Source organism: Leisingera sp. JC1 (assembly GCF_001679925.1).
Classification (GTDB): domain Bacteria; phylum Pseudomonadota; class Alphaproteobacteria; order Rhodobacterales; family Rhodobacteraceae; genus Leisingera.
This window is the reverse complement of the sequence record NZ_LYUZ01000158.1, coordinates 92511-106342: the sequence shown is the minus strand read 5'-3', so window position 1 is coordinate 106342 and position 13832 is coordinate 92511. Positions and strand designations below refer to the sequence as shown.

At 64.4% G+C, this 13832-nt stretch carries 20 protein-coding genes; 11 read left to right on the top strand and 9 right to left on the bottom strand.

Annotated elements, in window-relative coordinates:
* Positions 1-221 precede the first annotated feature (221 nt).
* Together A9D60_RS27305 and A9D60_RS24905 are read right to left on the bottom strand one after the other, a co-directional pair.
* Complete coding sequence (locus tag A9D60_RS27305) at positions 222-350, bottom strand: hypothetical protein (RefSeq protein ID WP_302621864.1); 129 nt, start codon at positions 348-350, stop codon at positions 222-224.
* A gap of 16 nt (positions 351-366) precedes the next feature.
* Positions 367-1086 (bottom strand): response regulator, encoded by a 720-nt coding sequence (locus tag A9D60_RS24905; RefSeq protein WP_065270069.1) that lies wholly within the window; start codon positions 1084-1086, stop codon positions 367-369.
* A gap of 177 nt (positions 1087-1263) precedes the next feature.
* Between A9D60_RS24905 and mce the strand changes: the two genes are divergently transcribed.
* Both mce and A9D60_RS24895 read left to right on the top strand, forming a co-directional pair.
* Positions 1264-1668 carry a methylmalonyl-CoA epimerase gene (gene mce, locus A9D60_RS24900; protein WP_019296058.1) on the top strand — a complete coding sequence of 135 codons (405 nt, stop codon included), beginning with the start codon at positions 1264-1266 and terminating at the stop codon, positions 1666-1668.
* Positions 1669-1724: 56 nt separating this feature from the next.
* Positions 1725-2000 (top strand): DUF1467 family protein, encoded by a 276-nt coding sequence (locus tag A9D60_RS24895; RefSeq protein WP_065270068.1) that lies wholly within the window; start codon positions 1725-1727, stop codon positions 1998-2000.
* A 147-nt stretch (positions 2001-2147) separates the two neighbouring features.
* Here A9D60_RS24895 and A9D60_RS24890 read toward each other — a convergent pair whose 3' ends face one another.
* Positions 2148-2837, bottom strand: coding sequence for an EI24 domain-containing protein (locus A9D60_RS24890; RefSeq protein WP_039151469.1), 690 nt, complete (start codon positions 2835-2837; stop codon positions 2148-2150).
* Complete coding sequence (locus tag A9D60_RS24885) at positions 2834-3412, bottom strand: nitroreductase family protein (RefSeq protein WP_039169292.1); 579 nt, start codon at positions 3410-3412, stop codon at positions 2834-2836. The genes A9D60_RS24890 and A9D60_RS24885 overlap by 4 nt, the downstream gene beginning before the upstream one ends.
* 197 nt (positions 3413-3609) lie before the next feature.
* Here A9D60_RS24885 and A9D60_RS24880 point away from each other — a divergent pair, with 197 nt between their 5' ends.
* Entirely contained in the window at positions 3610-3891 is a 282-nt protein-coding gene (locus A9D60_RS24880; RefSeq protein WP_065270067.1) for a DUF167 domain-containing protein, read from the top strand.
* A 17-nt stretch (positions 3892-3908) separates the two neighbouring features.
* Here A9D60_RS24880 and A9D60_RS24875 read toward each other — a convergent pair whose 3' ends face one another.
* Complete coding sequence (locus A9D60_RS24875; protein WP_019296063.1) at positions 3909-4145, bottom strand: hypothetical protein; 237 nt, start codon at positions 4143-4145, stop codon at positions 3909-3911.
* Between the two features lie 149 nt (positions 4146-4294).
* Between A9D60_RS24875 and A9D60_RS24870 the strand changes: the two genes are divergently transcribed.
* The 5 genes from A9D60_RS24870 (at position 4295) to A9D60_RS24850 (ending at position 6332) form a co-directional block, all read left to right on the top strand.
* Positions 4295-5008, top strand: a complete 714-nt coding sequence (locus A9D60_RS24870; protein WP_065270066.1) for a M48 family metalloprotease — start codon at positions 4295-4297, stop codon at positions 5006-5008.
* Between the two features lie 2 nt (positions 5009-5010).
* A complete protein-coding gene (locus A9D60_RS24865) occupies positions 5011-5397 on the top strand; it encodes a YigZ family protein (protein WP_175393039.1) in 387 nt (128 codons plus the stop codon).
* A 104-nt stretch (positions 5398-5501) separates the two neighbouring features.
* On the top strand, positions 5502-5765 hold the full coding sequence (locus tag A9D60_RS24860; protein ID WP_065270065.1) for a DUF6455 family protein: 264 nt from the start codon (positions 5502-5504) through the stop codon (positions 5763-5765).
* Positions 5766-5787: 22 nt separating this feature from the next.
* Complete coding sequence (locus A9D60_RS24855) at positions 5788-6048, top strand: DUF6455 family protein (protein ID WP_065270064.1); 261 nt, start codon at positions 5788-5790, stop codon at positions 6046-6048.
* The gene (locus A9D60_RS24850; RefSeq protein WP_065270063.1) at positions 6045-6332 is read left to right on the top strand and encodes a DUF6455 family protein; all 288 of its coding nucleotides are present in this window, start codon (positions 6045-6047) and stop codon (positions 6330-6332) included. The genes A9D60_RS24855 and A9D60_RS24850 overlap by 4 nt, the downstream gene beginning before the upstream one ends.
* Here A9D60_RS24850 and A9D60_RS24845 read toward each other — a convergent pair.
* The 3 genes from A9D60_RS24845 to rimO form a co-directional block, all read right to left on the bottom strand.
* A complete protein-coding gene (locus tag A9D60_RS24845) occupies positions 6329-6571 on the bottom strand; it encodes a CDGSH iron-sulfur domain-containing protein (protein ID WP_065270062.1) in 243 nt (80 codons plus the stop codon). The two genes, A9D60_RS24850 and A9D60_RS24845, sit on opposite strands and share 4 nt — an antisense overlap.
* Before the next feature lie 67 nt (positions 6572-6638).
* Entirely contained in the window at positions 6639-6995 is a 357-nt protein-coding gene (locus A9D60_RS24840; protein ID WP_254656797.1) for a cupin domain-containing protein, read from the bottom strand.
* 175 nt (positions 6996-7170) lie between these two features.
* Positions 7171-8589: a 30S ribosomal protein S12 methylthiotransferase RimO gene (gene rimO / locus A9D60_RS24835; protein ID WP_065270060.1), complete on the bottom strand. Its 1419-nt coding sequence runs from the start codon at positions 8587-8589 to the stop codon at positions 7171-7173.
* Positions 8590-8815: 226 nt separating this feature from the next.
* Between rimO and A9D60_RS24830 the strand changes: the two genes are divergently transcribed.
* From A9D60_RS24830 to A9D60_RS24820, 3 genes are all read left to right on the top strand, one after another.
* Positions 8816-9370, top strand: coding sequence for a hypothetical protein (locus tag A9D60_RS24830; protein WP_175393038.1), 555 nt, complete (start codon positions 8816-8818; stop codon positions 9368-9370).
* A complete protein-coding gene (locus A9D60_RS26405; RefSeq protein ID WP_141118058.1) occupies positions 9367-9873 on the top strand; it encodes a hypothetical protein in 507 nt (168 codons plus the stop codon). The genes A9D60_RS24830 and A9D60_RS26405 overlap by 4 nt, the downstream gene beginning before the upstream one ends.
* A 278-nt stretch (positions 9874-10151) precedes the next feature.
* Entirely contained in the window at positions 10152-12104 is a 1953-nt protein-coding gene (locus A9D60_RS24820) for an AsmA family protein (RefSeq protein ID WP_065270111.1), read from the top strand.
* 212 nt (positions 12105-12316) lie between these two features.
* Here A9D60_RS24820 and A9D60_RS24815 read toward each other — a convergent pair whose 3' ends face one another.
* Positions 12317-13813, bottom strand: a complete 1497-nt coding sequence (locus A9D60_RS24815; protein ID WP_065270057.1) for a phosphomannomutase/phosphoglucomutase — start codon at positions 13811-13813, stop codon at positions 12317-12319.
* Between the last annotated feature and the right edge of the window lie 19 nt (positions 13814-13832).

Genomic DNA, 13832 nt, shown 5'->3' with positions numbered 1-13832 from the left:
GGTGTCATTGGTTCAAAGCCGGGCCAAGGCCGCCAAGCGGCACGGCGCGAGCCGTGCGGCTGCGGGCGCGGGAGAATTGCGGGAAAGACGGGGAGAGAAAGGGGCGCAGGCTGATCCTTCCTGACCGTTGCGCTGTTTGCGGAACGGCGCTGAGGGATCCTGCTGCGGGCGGTGTTCGTACTGCAGCCTGCAGACGCGGCGGCAGCTGGTTCTGTCCGGGCTTAACGTCCGCGCGGCTGCAGGATCAGGGCATGGCCGCGGGCTGCGCGGGAACGGTTGCGGCGGATGGCGCGGGCTTCCAGGCGGAGCTGGCCGTACAGCACGATGACCAGCGTGGCAAGGGCGAGCATGCAGGCTTCCAGCATATCAGATCGCCGCGCGGCGCTGCAGCCGCTCCTGCACCAGTCCGGCCAGCGTGGCGGCGTCCTGTGTGAGCGGTTTGCCCTTCTGCCGCGAGCGGGCCAGCCGGTCGGCAGCATCGGCCAGCGGCCGGTCGCCGGCGCTGCGGGCAACGCCGCCCACGAACTGCGCCAGATATGCCAGGGTCTTTTCCTCCTGCCCCATGTTCAGAACATCGGCGGCATGGGCCATGTCGTCGCGGAAGGCGATCAGGTCCGGTTCCACGGTTTCATCGCTGAGCGCGCGCGGGCCGGAAGGCTGACGGTCGGCGGGCATGCTGGACAGCACCGCCTGTTGGAAAGCGGCCAGCGAGGTGATCGGCTTTTCCAGGAAACCTGCGGCGCCGGCCTCAATCGCGGCCTCCGACAGGCTGGAATCGCCGGAAGTGGCGAGGATCACGCTCGGGCGCGGGCTGGCGTCCGCCAGTTCGCGGATCAGGTCAAGGCCGGAACCGTCCGGCAGCCCGACATCGGCGATCAGCACCGAAGGCCGGTAGACCTGCAGATGGCGGCGGGCGGACTTCAGGCAATCGGCGCGCCTGATCCGGGCACCGCTGCGCAGGCACAGAAGGCGCAGCGCCTCGCAGGCAAAGCGGCTGTCTTCCACCACCAGGATGGTCAGCCCCAGAAGCGGGCGCCGGGTGGTGGGCAGGCGCTGGGCTGCCGCGAACAGTTCCGAATCGTCCATAACACATCCTCCTAGCCGGATATGTTCCAACGCTAGGGAATCGAGGCTAATTACTCGTTAACGCGGCGCGCGCTGCAGCCGGTTGCCCCGGCCCGTGCGGATTGGCGCACTTGCCGCGGCGCAGCAAAGCCCCCATAACCGCAGCGGAGGAATGTTTGTGAGAGGAGCACAACAGAGATGATCGGCCGCTTGAACCATGTTGCCATTGCTGTCCCCGACCTGGAGGCCGCCTCGGCGCAATACCGCAACGCGCTGGGCGCCAAGGTGGGCGACCCGCAGGATGAGCCGGATCACGGCGTCACCGTGGTGTTCATCGAACTGCCCAACACCAAGATCGAGCTGTTGTATCCGCTGGGAGAGAACTCCCCCATCAACGGCTTTCTGGAAAAGAACCCGGCCGGCGGCATCCACCATGTCTGTTACGAGGTCGAGGATATCCTGGCGGCCCGCGACCACCTGCAGGCCGAAGGCGCGCGGGTGCTGGGCTCTGGCGAGCCGAAGATCGGCGCCCATGGCAAGCCGGTTCTGTTCCTGCATCCCAAGGATTTCAACGGCTGCCTGGTGGAACTCGAAGAAGTTTGACGCTATGAGCACCCTGTCCCGGCTGCGGGGCAGGGCAATTCCGGGAGATCAGGGAAATGGGCATTACATCCGCAATCGTGCTTTATGCGGTGATCTGGTTCATGACCTTCCTGGTGATCATCCCAATCCGGCTGGAGACCCAGGGCGACAAGGGTGAAGTGGTGCCCGGCACCCATGCAGGCGCCCCGGAAAGGCACTTCCTGAAGCAGAAGGCCTGGATCACCACCGGCGTCGCCGCAGTGCTGTGGGCTGTCATCTGCGCGATCATCATCTCCGGCGTGATCTCTGTGCATGATTTCGACTGGATGGGGATGATGCCGGAGCGGCAGTGATCCGGTTCCGCATCTGACTACCAAGACAACAGGATCTCCCGCCTGGCCCGGGAGGCATTGATATGCCTCACGGCCGGTTGGGCATGGCGCCGCGCGGCGGCTGGCGCCGGCCTTGACCCGGCGCAGGCCGGAGAGGGCGGCGCTGGCCTAGCGGCGGGCCAGCGCGTGGTAGATGTGGGTGAAGGTGGCAGCGCCCAGGATCGGGATCACCAGGTTCACCAGCGGCACCGACAGCGGCACCGCCATCAGAGTCCCGGCAGCCCAGATGGTGGTGGAATGGCGGCGGCGCAACTTCTTGGCCTCAGCAGTGCCGACGCGGCGCGCGGCAGCGAGGGTGAAATATTCACGGCCCAAGAGGAAGCCATTGAGGCCCCAGAAGATGAACAGCGCCGCGGGCGGGAACATCACATAGAGGAACAGCGCAAGGATGTTGGCCGCGATCAGCAGGCCAAGGAAATTCACCGTGTCCTTGACCGCGTCCCAGAACGGCACCTTGGCCGCCGGGGGCAGGGCCGGGTAGTGCTTGTCCTCCACCGCCTGGGCGACTTCCTCCAGGAACATCGAGGTGATGGCGGAGGCCACCGGCACCATCAGGAAGACCGACAAGAACAGCATGAAAAACAGCGAGCCGAACGACAGGAGGTCGTCGAGCCAGGTGACTTCGCCCAGGACCGGCAGCGTGGCCTCAGGGCCGACAAGCCATTGGATCAGCATCAGGAAGCCCGCGTAGGCCGCGATCAGCAGGGCAATGGTCAGCCCCAGCCCCAGGAACAGCACCTTGCGGAAGCGCGGGTCGCCGGTCTGGCCGAGGGTCTTGAAAAAGGCGGTGAAGATCATGCGCTCATCCAGGTTGTGATGGCCTCAAGGTCCGGGCGCGGGCGCTCCGGCGGGGCGGAGCTTTCGGTGGCGATGTGGATGATGCCGGCGATGCGCTCGTTCTCTGCGAGGCCAAAGGCGGCTTCGCAGAAGCCCCTGTCATGGCTGGCCCAGCCGGTCAGCCAGTTGGCACCCCAGCCGGCAGCCAGCGCCGCATTCAGCAGCGCCAGGCAAACGGCGCCGGCGGAGTAGGTCTGCTCGATGGCTGGGATCTTGGGGCTGTCCTTTTGCACCTCGATCACTACCACGGCCAGCTGGCCTTGGTCGAACTGGCTGCGGCCCTTGGCGGTATCCTCCGGGCTTTTGCCAAGGCGCTGGCCGCATTCCTCTGTCAGCTCCGCTAGCCGCGCCATCGCGGGCTGCTCTACCACGGCAAAGCGCCAGGGCTCCAGCTTGCCATGATCGGGGGAGCGGGCGGCGGCGGTCAGGATCGGCAGCAGCTCTTCGCGCGAAGGTGCTGGCGCTACCAGCGTCTTGGCCGGGCGGGAGCGGCGCGACAGCAGAAAATCAAGAGCTGCGTCATTGCGTGCAGGCATATGTGAAACCTTTTTACATCTTTTGCTGCCTATCTCGGCAGCTGGGGGTGTTTTTTCAAGAGCCAACGGGCCTTGCGAACCATCTGTGCCGGAAATGCAGCAGGCGGCGGGGCTTGGGTTTCGCTGTGTGGGTGATAGCTGCGGGAGGGCGGCAAAGTCTATGGCTTTTGCCGCCGGCACAGGGCATGTGTTGCTGCATGGGGAAGCCAAGAAAGAAAGACCTGCCGGATCTGAGCCATTTGTGCGTTCCGGGTGCGGAGATAGCGCTGCGCGCGACGCCCAAGGCGGCGCGCAATGCCATCGTGGAGGCAGAGGGCGCACTGAAGGTCTCTGTCACCGCGGCGCCGGAAAACGGCAAGGCAACCGAAGCCATCCGCAGCCTGCTGGCCGCGGCGATGGGCACCGCGGCGTCGAACCTGGAATTGCGCCGCGGGGCAACTTCCCGGGACAAGGTGTTCGTCTACACCGGGCCAGGCTGAGGATCAGGGCCTGAGCGCTAGTCTTCGCCCACTAGCCGGTAGACGCCTTCAGGCAGGTCCAGAGCGGCGGCCAGGTCCCGCACCATCAGGTGCGAGAGGGTGATTTTCTGCACGCTGTCGGTGCGCGGGTCGTATTGCTCGACCGTCACGCATTCGGCAAAGGAATTGATGGTTACATCCTCGTTGAGCGGAGTGTTGTTCTCGTCAACAAGGGTGATGACCGTCGAGTCGAATTCATGTTCGATGGTAAACATGCCCCCAGCCTGCACTGCGCGCGACCTGCTGGCAAGGCCTTGCAATTGCTGGCGATCATTCCAATGTAACGGCGAACTTCCGCCGCCGCGCAATTGCCTTCCCCAAGCCTTGCGCGGTACTGTGCGGAGGAATTGCAAAAGGATGTGCCATGCGCCGTTTTCTGTGTCTCATCGCTCTGACTGCCAGCGCCTGCAACATGGTGGTGGAACCTGCGCCCCAGCCTGCCCGGACCGCACCGCAGCAGCCGGTGCAGGGGCTGGCACCAGGGGAGGCAAACAGCGCCTTTGCCGCTGTCACCCGCCGGGTGGAGCCGGTGGCAGAGCGGGAGTGCCGCAGCCGCACCCAAGGATTGAACTGCGATTTCCTGATCCGCATCGATCCGAATGCAAACGCCGCCCCCAACGCTTATCAGAGCCTCGACCGCAACGGCCGCCCGGTGATCACCTTCACCCGGCGGATGCTGGGGCAGATCGCCAACCACGATGAGCTGGCCTTTGTGATGTCGCATGAGGCGGCGCACCATATCCGCGGCCACCTGACGCGGCAGGCGGCGAATTCGGCGCTGGTCAGCGTCGGCGCCGGGCTGATCACCGCGCTGGCGGGCGGCAGTGCCGCCACTGTCTCTACCGCGCAGGATGTCGGCGGCTTTGTCGGGTCGCGCACCTATTCCAAGGATTTTGAGCTGGAGGCGGATGAACTGGGCACCATCATCACCCACAAGTCCGGCTACCGGCCCAGCGTCGGTGTGCGCTTCTTCAACCGGCTGCCGGATCCGGGCGACCGTTTCCTGGGCACTCACCCGGCCAACCCGGACCGGGTGCGGGTGGTGCAGGCGACAATCGACCACAACAACCTGAACTGACCGTGGCAGCCAGGGACACCTCCGCCCCCGCGCTGGAAAAGCTCGGCGTGGTGCTGACTGACCGCGGCTCGAAATACGCGGTCACCGGCGCGCGGGTCACCTCGCGCGAGGAGGTGGATGCGGTGCTGGCGGAGCTTAAGACGGACCGCGCCTATGCCAAGGCCACCCACAACACCTGGGCGGCGATGCTGCCCACCGGCGGCCTCAAGGCCGATGACGGGGAGAGCGGCGCCGGCATGGTGATTCTACGGATGCTGGAGCGCGAGGGGCTGCAGGACCATGTGATCATCGTCACCCGCTGGTACGGCGGCAAGAAACTGGGCGGCGACCGCTTCCGGCGGGTGCAGGATGCGGTGCGCGCCTATCTGGACCACTGCGGCGGGGCCTGAGCTTAAGCCTGCGTTAAAAATCCCGCCGGTTGACCTGAGTCAAATCCGCACCCGCCGCCTGCCGCTAAGCTGCCCCGGCAATGCATGATTACGGGGTATGCGCGATGACCGCCGAAGCTGATCTGAAGACCCACGCCGAACTGTTCGACCGGATGGCCTGCGCCGTTGGCCTGGATCTGGAGGAGGAGGCCGTTTCCGGCACCCTGCGATTTGATGAGATCGCCGAGGCTGTTCTACGCTGCACCCGCTGCGGCGGCGTCGGCGCCTGCCGCAAATGGCTGGCTGAGGGGCTGCGCCCCGGTGCCGACGCGCCGGATTTCTGCCGCAACCGCGATCTGCTCGGCTATCTGAACGAGCAGCAGGCCTGACCCTAGCCCAGGAGACCACGCCATGAAACCATTGGGGGAGCCGCTGCGCCATCTGCGGCTGATGTCGCGCATGGGGGAGACTATCGGCGCCGACCTGTCCGGGGCGCTGGCCGCAGGCCGGCTCAGCAATCAGGAGTGGGCAAATATGGTCACCCGCTGCCGCGGCTGCAGCGCACCGGACCGATGCGCGGCTTTTCTGTCGGAGCACGAAGAGGCCAGCGCCCCGATGCCCGGCTGCCGCAACGCGGATCAGCTGATGCAGCTGAAGGGCCGCCGCGCATGAAGGACATGGCAGCGGAGGCAGAGGGCCTCGGCAATATCTTCCGCCACCTGTGGCTGCTGCGCGCCGTGTCAGAGGCCGCAGGCGTCGATCTGGATGCGGCGGTGAAGGCTGGCCGCCTCAGCGGTCTGGATTATGCCCGCATGGTCACCAGCTGCCGCAGCGCCGGCTGCAGCAAGTCCTGCGCCCTATGGCTGTCGGCCCGCCGCGATGGCACCCCCGCGGTTCCGGAGTTCTGCCCCAGCGCGGATGTGTTCAAACGGCTGATGTCCGCCTCCTGGTCCTAGAGTTTAGAATGCGTGCCGTCGCAGAGCGGCTTCTTGGCGGAATGCTTGCAGCCGCAGAAGAACAGCTTGCCGTCCTTCTCCGCCTTATACTTCACCGGCTCGAAATCCGTGCCCTTGTGCGAGCCATCGCAGAACGGCTGCCGATTGGACTTGCCGCAGGCGCACCAGAAATAGGTCTTTCCCTCCGTCACTTCGACGGGGAAGGGGGCTTTCTGGGCGATTTCCGGAGTATCTGTCATGGCTGGGCGCTCTCCCTGGCTGGTTGCGGTTGGGGCCGGGCGGCCTGGAAGAGCCGCCTCAGCCATCTTACTTTAGCTTGATCACAAAGTGCTTCAGCACCTTTTCCTTGATCTCCCAAGTGCCGACGAAGCCCTTTTCGATAACAAAGGCGTCACCGGGGCCGACCTCCCTCGGCTCTTCGCCTTCAGCGGTGATGACGATCCGGCCTTCGATCATGTGAACGAACTCCCAGGCGTCATAGGTGGCATGATAGGTGCCAGACGTGGCCTCCCACCAGCCGCTGATGACGCCGCCGTCCTCGGAGGTGTATTCAATCCAGGTCTTCATCGAGGGGCTGCCCTCGACTTTCTTCCAGCCATCCAGATCATCCAGAACGGGGTCAACGGAACGGTCGGGCAGTTTGAACATTGCTGGTTTGGTCACGGTCGTCTCCACTGTTGAGTCGGTGTTGGACAGGGGTTTGAAAATTTCCCATCAGGAAATAAATATAACCCCTGGTGGAGATTCGCGAAGCTGTTTTTCAAGTTGGCGCAGCTGACACGCAAAAGGCGGCCCAAGGGCCGCCTGTGCTGAAATTTACAAGTGCCGGAGCTGCCGCCTACTGAGGCAGGCGCCCCCACAAGTCATACTCTCCGGCCTCGTCCACCTCGACCGTCACAAGATCACCGGCCTGCAACCCGTCCGTTCCCTCATCAATGAACAGGTTGCCGTCGATCTCCGGCGCGTCGGCCTTGGTGCGGCAGGTGGCGATGCCGTCTTCGTCGATGTCGTCCACGATCACTTGGCAAGTCTGGCCGACCTTGGCCGCCAGCTTGGCCTCGGAGATCGCCTGGGCCTTCTCCATGAAGCGCTCCCAGCGCTCCTGTTTCACCTCTTCCGGCACATGGTCCGGCAGATCGTTGGAGCGCGCGCCGTCGACGTTTTCGTATTTAAAACAGCCGACCCGGTCCAGCTGCGCCTCGTCCAGCCAGTCGAGCAGGTGCTGGAACTCCGCCTCCGTCTCGCCGGGGAAGCCGACGATGAAGGTGGAGCGCAGGGTGATATCGGGGCAGGTCGCGCGCCAGGCGTTGATCTCGTCCAGCGTCCTGGCCGCCGCCGCGGGGCGGGCCATGCGGCGGAGCACGTCCGGGTGGGCGTGCTGGAAGGGGATGTCCAGGTACGGCAGCAGCGCATTTTCAGAGTCCGCCATCAGCGGGATCAGCTCGCGCACATGCGGGTAGGGGTAGACATAGTGCAGCCGCACCCACAGGTCCTCTGCCGGGGCCAGCTTGCCCAGCTCGCGGGAAAGATCGAGGATATGGCTGCGCACCTCCTCCCCCTTCCAGGGGTGGCTTGAGTACTTGCGGTCCAGCCCGTAGGCAGAGGTGTCTTGCGAAATCACCAGCAGTTCGCGCACCCCGGCCTCAACCAGTTTCTCCGCCTCGCGCAGCACCGCGTGCACCGGGCGCGACGCCAGTTTGCCGCGCATGTCCGGGATGATGCAGAACTTGCACTTGTGGTTGCAACCCTCTGAAATCTTGAGATAGCTGAAGTGGCGAGGGGTCAGTTTCACACCGGCTGCCGGCAGCAGGTCCACGTAAGGGTTCGGGCTGGGCGGGACCGCGGAATGCACCGCGTCCAGCACCTGCTCATACTGGTGCGGGCCGGTGACCGCGTGGATGCGCGGGTGATGCTCGCGGATATACTCAGGCTCGGCACCCAGACAGCCGGTGACAATCACCTTGCCGTTTTCCTTCAGCGCTTCGCCGATCGCCTCCAGGCTTTCCGCCTTGGCGCTGTCGAGGAAGCCGCAGGTGTTGACGATCACCGCGTCGGCGCCCGCGTAGTCGGGGGAGATTCCGTACCCTTCCGCGCGCAGCCGGGTCAGGATCCGCTCGCTGTCTACCAGCGCCTTGGGGCAGCCGAGCGACACCATGCCGAGAGTCGGCTGGCCGTCACGGGGCGCCTCGCGGAACTGCGGTTCCGGAGCAAGGTCGGGGCGGAGGCTGGGCGGGTTGCTGGACGGGGTACTGGTCATGCGCGCGCATATAGCGCGGAGCGGGAGGTTTGGGAATGGAGGATTTTGCAGGGCTGCCCTGCCGCCGCCTGTGCGGTGCTGATTTCCCCAGACCCGTCTGGGCCATTGCGAGCAGGGAGGACAAGCATCGCCTGTGACGCGCTATGGGCCGCAACCTCAAGGGTTTCACGCATAGAGGAAGAATTGCCACAGTGAAGCAATCTTAAGCCTGCACAATTGACCCCGGATGCCGGTTTGTGAAACCAGCGCAAAAAAACTTGAGGGACACCCGATGAAAAAAGCTTTTTGCCTGCTTGCGCTGGCTTCTCTGACCGCCTGTGGCGAACCTGCGCTGAAAATTGAATCCGAACCGGCCTCCTTTGCGTTTCTGGCAAGCGCCCCCAAGGAGCGGCTTGGCAACGGCAACACCAAAACCACCGTCCGTGTATTCAAAAGCGTTCAGGGCAGTGGCGGCAAAACCGTCAGGAAGGAAATCAGGGGCGCAAAATGTACTCTGACCTCTGACCACCTGCGGGCGGAAGTTGTTACGCCGCAGCAGGTTGTACTGCCCAAGTACGATCAGGACGCCAAATTGGAAGCTCGCGGTGTGCCGCCGTCGATTCTCATCTCCTGCAAATCCGGCGATCTCAACGGCTCGTTCCTTCTCGCCGCAAAACCCGGGCAGATTATTTCCGGTTCCGGCAACCTTGTCGCCGACCTTATCCTCATCACGGGATCCGCAATTGCGGCAAACACCGCCGACTGGCGTTATCCGGAAGCCGTTTTTGTGAACGTTGAATGATGTGGAAATATTTGGTTCCGTTTCTGGCACTTTCTGCGTGCGGGTCGACTTCACTTCCAGTTGAGAAAACTTTCACGGCCAGCCGCCGGGCCACATTGGGGAATGAGTACAAAACGCAGCCCTCGCTGGTCAGGAGTTATGCCGTCGGTGAGGATGGCAAGCGGGCTGAGGTGAAGGGGGCTGTTTGTTCAGCTTCCAGCACCTTGGTTTCGGTAAAAAACGTGACAACCCCAGCGCTGGTGAAAACGCCGATGTACTTGCAGGCCGAAAGGTTCCCGGAAAGGGGTAAGCCGCCTGCTTTGAATTGGCGGTGTTCATACCAAGGCAAGGTGGTCAAGCTGACCACCGAGGCCTCCTCGGGGCGCAGCAATACTGTGACACAGGGTGTGTCCTCATATGACGCGGCCACGGGCACCTACTCGCAACCCACGTCAATCGTTCTGACCGGCCGGCTGAGCTCTACTCTTCCTTGGAGCTATCCGAATGTAGAGGTTGAGTTCTGACCCGGTTGTGAGGCCAGTAATAAACAGGCTCCGCTCTTCGTAAATGGAGGACTTTCGGGAAAAGGATTCCTGAAGAGCGGAGCTTTCAAACTTGTGATGCCAGATCCCAGCACTTCCAGTTCAGGGTGGTCCTGCTGCCCTCTTGGCCCGGAAATTTGCTGCCCCGCTTCAGACGTGCCGGGGTAACGAGCACCATCCTGCATTGCGCCTCCGTGCACAGGCGGTAAGCTGCGCAAAACCCATTGGGGAACATGGGGCAAGGCAGAAGGAGCGGGATGATGAAGCTGATAATCCGGGTGGTGACGGCGCTGGTGCTGACGGTGGTCTTGCTGGCCGGGCTGGTGCTCTTGCTGCCGGGCGAAAAGATCGCGCGGCTGGCGGCGGATCAGCTGGAGTTGCAGACCGGGCGCAAGCTGGCGTTTGGCGGCAAGGTGCGCTTTACCTTCTGGCCCACTCTGGGCGTCAAGGCGGATGCGGTGACGCTGTCCAATGCGGACTGGGCCGGGCCGGAGCCGCTGCTGCAGGCCGAACGGCTGACCATCGGGGTTTCCGCCGCCGACCTGATGCGAGGCGATGTTCGGGTCACCGAAGTCTCCGCCATTCTGCCGCATCTGAATCTGGCCACCAATGCCGAGGGCGTTGGCAACTGGGTCATGGGCGGCACCGGGGCCGCGCAAAGCAGCGGCGGAGCGTCTGACGGCGGCGCTGGCTCAGCCGACGGTGCGCTGCCGCTCCGGATCGAAGCGGTGGAGCTGACCGGGGCCTCGCTGCGCTATGCAGCCCACGGCGAAGCGCCGGTGGAGATGAAGAACATTGACCTCAGCCTGCTGTGGCCGGACCCGGCGGGCACCGCCAGTGCAAAAGCCACCCTGCGCCCGGCGGGGGAGCCGGTGCAGGTGGACGCGGAGATCGGCACCTTTGCGGCCTTCCTGGCCGGTGAGGTCTCCTCAATCGGGGCAACGGTGACGGCGCCGGGCGGCAAGGGGCGGTTTGACGGCCATGCCGATGTCAATGGCGAGGCCAGCGGGCGGCTGACCTTCGGGGCAGAGGATGCCCTGAAGACCGGCGTGGCGCTGGGGGTGTTCCTGCCCGATGCGCTGGCGCAGAAGGCGGTGTTTGCGGCGGATGTGACCTATACTGCCGACGGGCGGCTGTCGATGCGCGACCTGGCGGTCGAACTGGGTGCCAACCGGCTGTCCGGTGCCGCCGATGTGGAATTCAGGGACCGCCCCAATATCACCGCCCAGCTGCAGGGCGGGGCGCTGGATTTCAGCAGCTTTGCCGGCAGGCAGGGCGGGTCCGGCAGCGGGTCCGGCACTGCAGGCGGCGCGTCTGCTGCCAGCGGCTGGCCTGAGGAGCCGATTGATGCCTCTGCGCTGGGGCTGGCGGATGCGGCGGTGGACCTGAGTTTTGACAGCCTGCGCACCGGCGGGGTGAACCTTGGCGCCAGCAAGCTGAACCTGACGGTGGAGAACAAGCGCGCGGTGCTGAAGTTCCTGCCCGCGGCGATGTTCGGCGGCCAGGTGCAGGGGCAGGTGGTCGCCAACAACCGGGGCGGCCTGTCAGTGGGCGGCAATCTGACCTTCAACAGCATCCGGCTGGAGCGCGCATTGGGGGAGACCGCGGGTTATGACCGGCTGAACGGCGAGGCACTGGGAGCGCTGGAGTTCCTGGGTTCCGGCAATTCGGTGGCTGCCATCATGCGGTCGCTCAGCGGCAAGGGCTGGCTGGAGGCGGGCAAGGGCTTTTTCACCGGCTTCGACCTGGAGCAGCTGATGCGCTCAGGTGGCAATGGCGGCAGCACCGTGTTCGATCAGCTGACCGCCAGCTTCACGGTCGAGGGCGGCAATCTCAGTAATCAGGACCTGCTGGTGCTGCTCAAGGGGGTCCGGGCCGAGGGCAAGGGCCGGATCGGCCTGGGCGCGCGCGACATCGACTACCTGTTCACGCCGCAGCTGGTGCGGGCGGGCCGTGATCAGGTGCTGACCATCCCGGTGCGCATCCGCGGCAGTTGGGACAATCCGGACATCCGCCCGGATTTCAGCCAGGCGCTGCAGCCGAAGATCGAAGAGATCGAGCAGGAGGCCAAGGACCGGGTGCGCCAGAAGCTGGCTGAAGAGCTGGACCTGGAAACCGAAATCGCGCCCGAGCAGGACATCAACGACCTGCTGAAACAGCGGATCGAACAGGAAGCCCGCGACCAGCTGCTGAAGCTTTTGGGCGGCGACTGAGCCCTTCATCCTGCGGACGGGTTAAGGAGGGCCGCAGGCCTCCGGGCGCAGCCCGGCAAGCCCTTGACGCGGTTGCAGGTTTCTTACACTCGAATTGGCGCATCTAAGGGCGCAAAAGCCCTTAGGTCGCTTCTCAGCCAAAGAAAAAGCGCCCGCCGGAGGCGGGCGCCGATCGCCTGCGAAGCAGGCGAAATCCCTCAGTTGCGCCGGGATCAGATGGTCTGGTCGTAATCGCCGACCAGCGGCTCGGTGCGGATCACCGCGTCGATATCTGCAAAAATCGCCCGCATCTCGTCTTCGCTGTCGGAGCTTTCGCAGACCACCACCAGGTTCGGCGTGTTGGACGATGCCCGCACCAGCCCCCAAGAGCCGTTGTCGAGGATCACCCGGGCACCGTTCACGGTGACAACTTCCTTGATGGCGCGGCCTGCGAATTGCTCGCCCGCCTCGTGCTTGGCGACCAGTTTCTGCACCAGCCGCTCCAGCACGGCGTATTTCTCGGTGTCGGCGCAATAGGGCGACATGGTCGGGGTGGACCAGGTCTTGGGCAGCGCCTTGCGCAGGTCCGACATCGACATATCCGGGTTGCGGTCCAGCATCTTGCAGACCTCAACCGCGACCCGCATGCCGCAGTCATAGCCGCGGCCTACCGGCTCGGCCAGGAAGTAGTGGCCGGACTTTTCGAAACCCGCCAGGGCGCCGATTTCCTTGACCCGCCGCTTCATGTGGCTGTGGCCGGTTTTCCAGTAGTCCGCCGTCACGCCGTTTTTCTGCAGCTCGGGATCGCTGGCAAACAGGCCGGTGGATTTCACATCCGCCACAAAGGTCGAGTTCGGGTAGAGCTTGGACAGATCGCGGGCCATGATCACGCCGACCTTGTCGGCAAAGATCTCCTCGCCCTCGTCATCAACCACGCCGCAGCGGTCGCCGTCGCCGTCAAAGCCAAGCGCCAGATCGGCGCCGGAGGCCTTCACCGATGCTGACATGTCGTGCAGCATCTCCATGGCTTCAGGGTTCGGGTTGTAGTGCGGGAAGGTGTAATCGAGCTCGTTGTGGCTCTCGACCACCTCGACGCCGATGCGCTTGAACAGCTCGGGTGCAAAGGCAGAGGCAGTGCCGTTGCCGGTGGCGCAGACCACCTTGAGCGGGCGGGACATTTTGAAACCGCCGGCCAGATCGTCAAGGTACGCTTCTTTGACGCCCTCCACGAACTCATAAGAGCCGCCGGGCGCGGGCTGGCCTTCACCCTGCAGCACGATATCGCGCAGTTCGCCCATCTCGTCGGGGCCATGGGTCAGCGGGCGGTCAAAGCCCATCTTGACGCCGGTCCAGCCGTTCGGGTTGTGGCTGGCGGTGACCATGGCGACCGCTGGCACATCCAGATGGAACTGGGCGAAATAGGCCATCGGCGACAGTGCCGGGCCGATGTCCTTCACCTGGATGCCGGCTTGCATCAGGCCCAGGATCAGCGCGTTCTTGATCGCCAGCGAATAGTCGCGGTAGTCGTTGCCGACCGCGATCACCGGGTCGATGCCGCGCTTGCGCATCTGGGTGCCAAGGCCGAGGCCCAGGGCGGTCATGCCGGGGAGGTTGATCTCCTCCGGGTATTTCCAGCGCGCGTCATATTCGCGAAAGCCGGTGGGCTTGATCATCGCATCGCGCAGGAAGCTCCAGGTGTTCGGGGTCACCTCAGGCTGCGGTTTGGTCATGTTGAAATACTCTTTAGGG

Bases quoted from the DNA above. Each gene is read 5' to 3' on its own strand.
- A9D60_RS24850 (WP_065270063.1), top strand. From the start codon at position 6,045: ATGAAGGACATGGCAGCGGAGGCAGAGGGCCTCGGCAATATCTTCCGC.
- mce (WP_019296058.1), top strand. From the start codon at position 1,264: ATGATCGGCCGCTTGAACCATGTTGCCATTGCTGTCCCCGACCTGGAG.
- A9D60_RS24880 (WP_065270067.1), top strand. From the start codon at position 3,610: ATGGGGAAGCCAAGAAAGAAAGACCTGCCGGATCTGAGCCATTTGTGC.
- A9D60_RS24830 (WP_175393038.1), top strand. From the start codon at position 8,816: ATGCCGGTTTGTGAAACCAGCGCAAAAAAACTTGAGGGACACCCGATG.
- A9D60_RS24890 (WP_039151469.1), bottom strand. From the start codon at position 2,837: ATGATCTTCACCGCCTTTTTCAAGACCCTCGGCCAGACCGGCGACCCG.
- A9D60_RS24885 (WP_039169292.1), bottom strand. From the start codon at position 3,412: ATGCCTGCACGCAATGACGCAGCTCTTGATTTTCTGCTGTCGCGCCGC.
- rimO (WP_065270060.1), bottom strand. From the start codon at position 8,589: ATGACCAGTACCCCGTCCAGCAACCCGCCCAGCCTCCGCCCCGACCTT.
- A9D60_RS24895 (WP_065270068.1), top strand. From the start codon at position 1,725: ATGGGCATTACATCCGCAATCGTGCTTTATGCGGTGATCTGGTTCATG.
- A9D60_RS24855 (WP_065270064.1), top strand. From the start codon at position 5,788: ATGAAACCATTGGGGGAGCCGCTGCGCCATCTGCGGCTGATGTCGCGC.
- A9D60_RS24815 (WP_065270057.1), bottom strand. From the start codon at position 13,813: ATGACCAAACCGCAGCCTGAGGTGACCCCGAACACCTGGAGCTTCCTG.
- A9D60_RS26405 (WP_141118058.1), top strand. From the start codon at position 9,367: ATGATGTGGAAATATTTGGTTCCGTTTCTGGCACTTTCTGCGTGCGGG.
- A9D60_RS24905 (WP_065270069.1), bottom strand. From the start codon at position 1,086: ATGGACGATTCGGAACTGTTCGCGGCAGCCCAGCGCCTGCCCACCACC.
- A9D60_RS24875 (WP_019296063.1), bottom strand. From the start codon at position 4,145: ATGTTTACCATCGAACATGAATTCGACTCGACGGTCATCACCCTTGTT.
- A9D60_RS24820 (WP_065270111.1), top strand. From the start codon at position 10,152: ATGAAGCTGATAATCCGGGTGGTGACGGCGCTGGTGCTGACGGTGGTC.
- A9D60_RS27305 (WP_302621864.1), bottom strand. From the start codon at position 350: ATGCTCGCCCTTGCCACGCTGGTCATCGTGCTGTACGGCCAGCTCCGC.
- A9D60_RS24860 (WP_065270065.1), top strand. From the start codon at position 5,502: ATGACCGCCGAAGCTGATCTGAAGACCCACGCCGAACTGTTCGACCGG.
- A9D60_RS24845 (WP_065270062.1), bottom strand. From the start codon at position 6,571: ATGACAGATACTCCGGAAATCGCCCAGAAAGCCCCCTTCCCCGTCGAA.
- A9D60_RS24870 (WP_065270066.1), top strand. From the start codon at position 4,295: ATGCGCCGTTTTCTGTGTCTCATCGCTCTGACTGCCAGCGCCTGCAAC.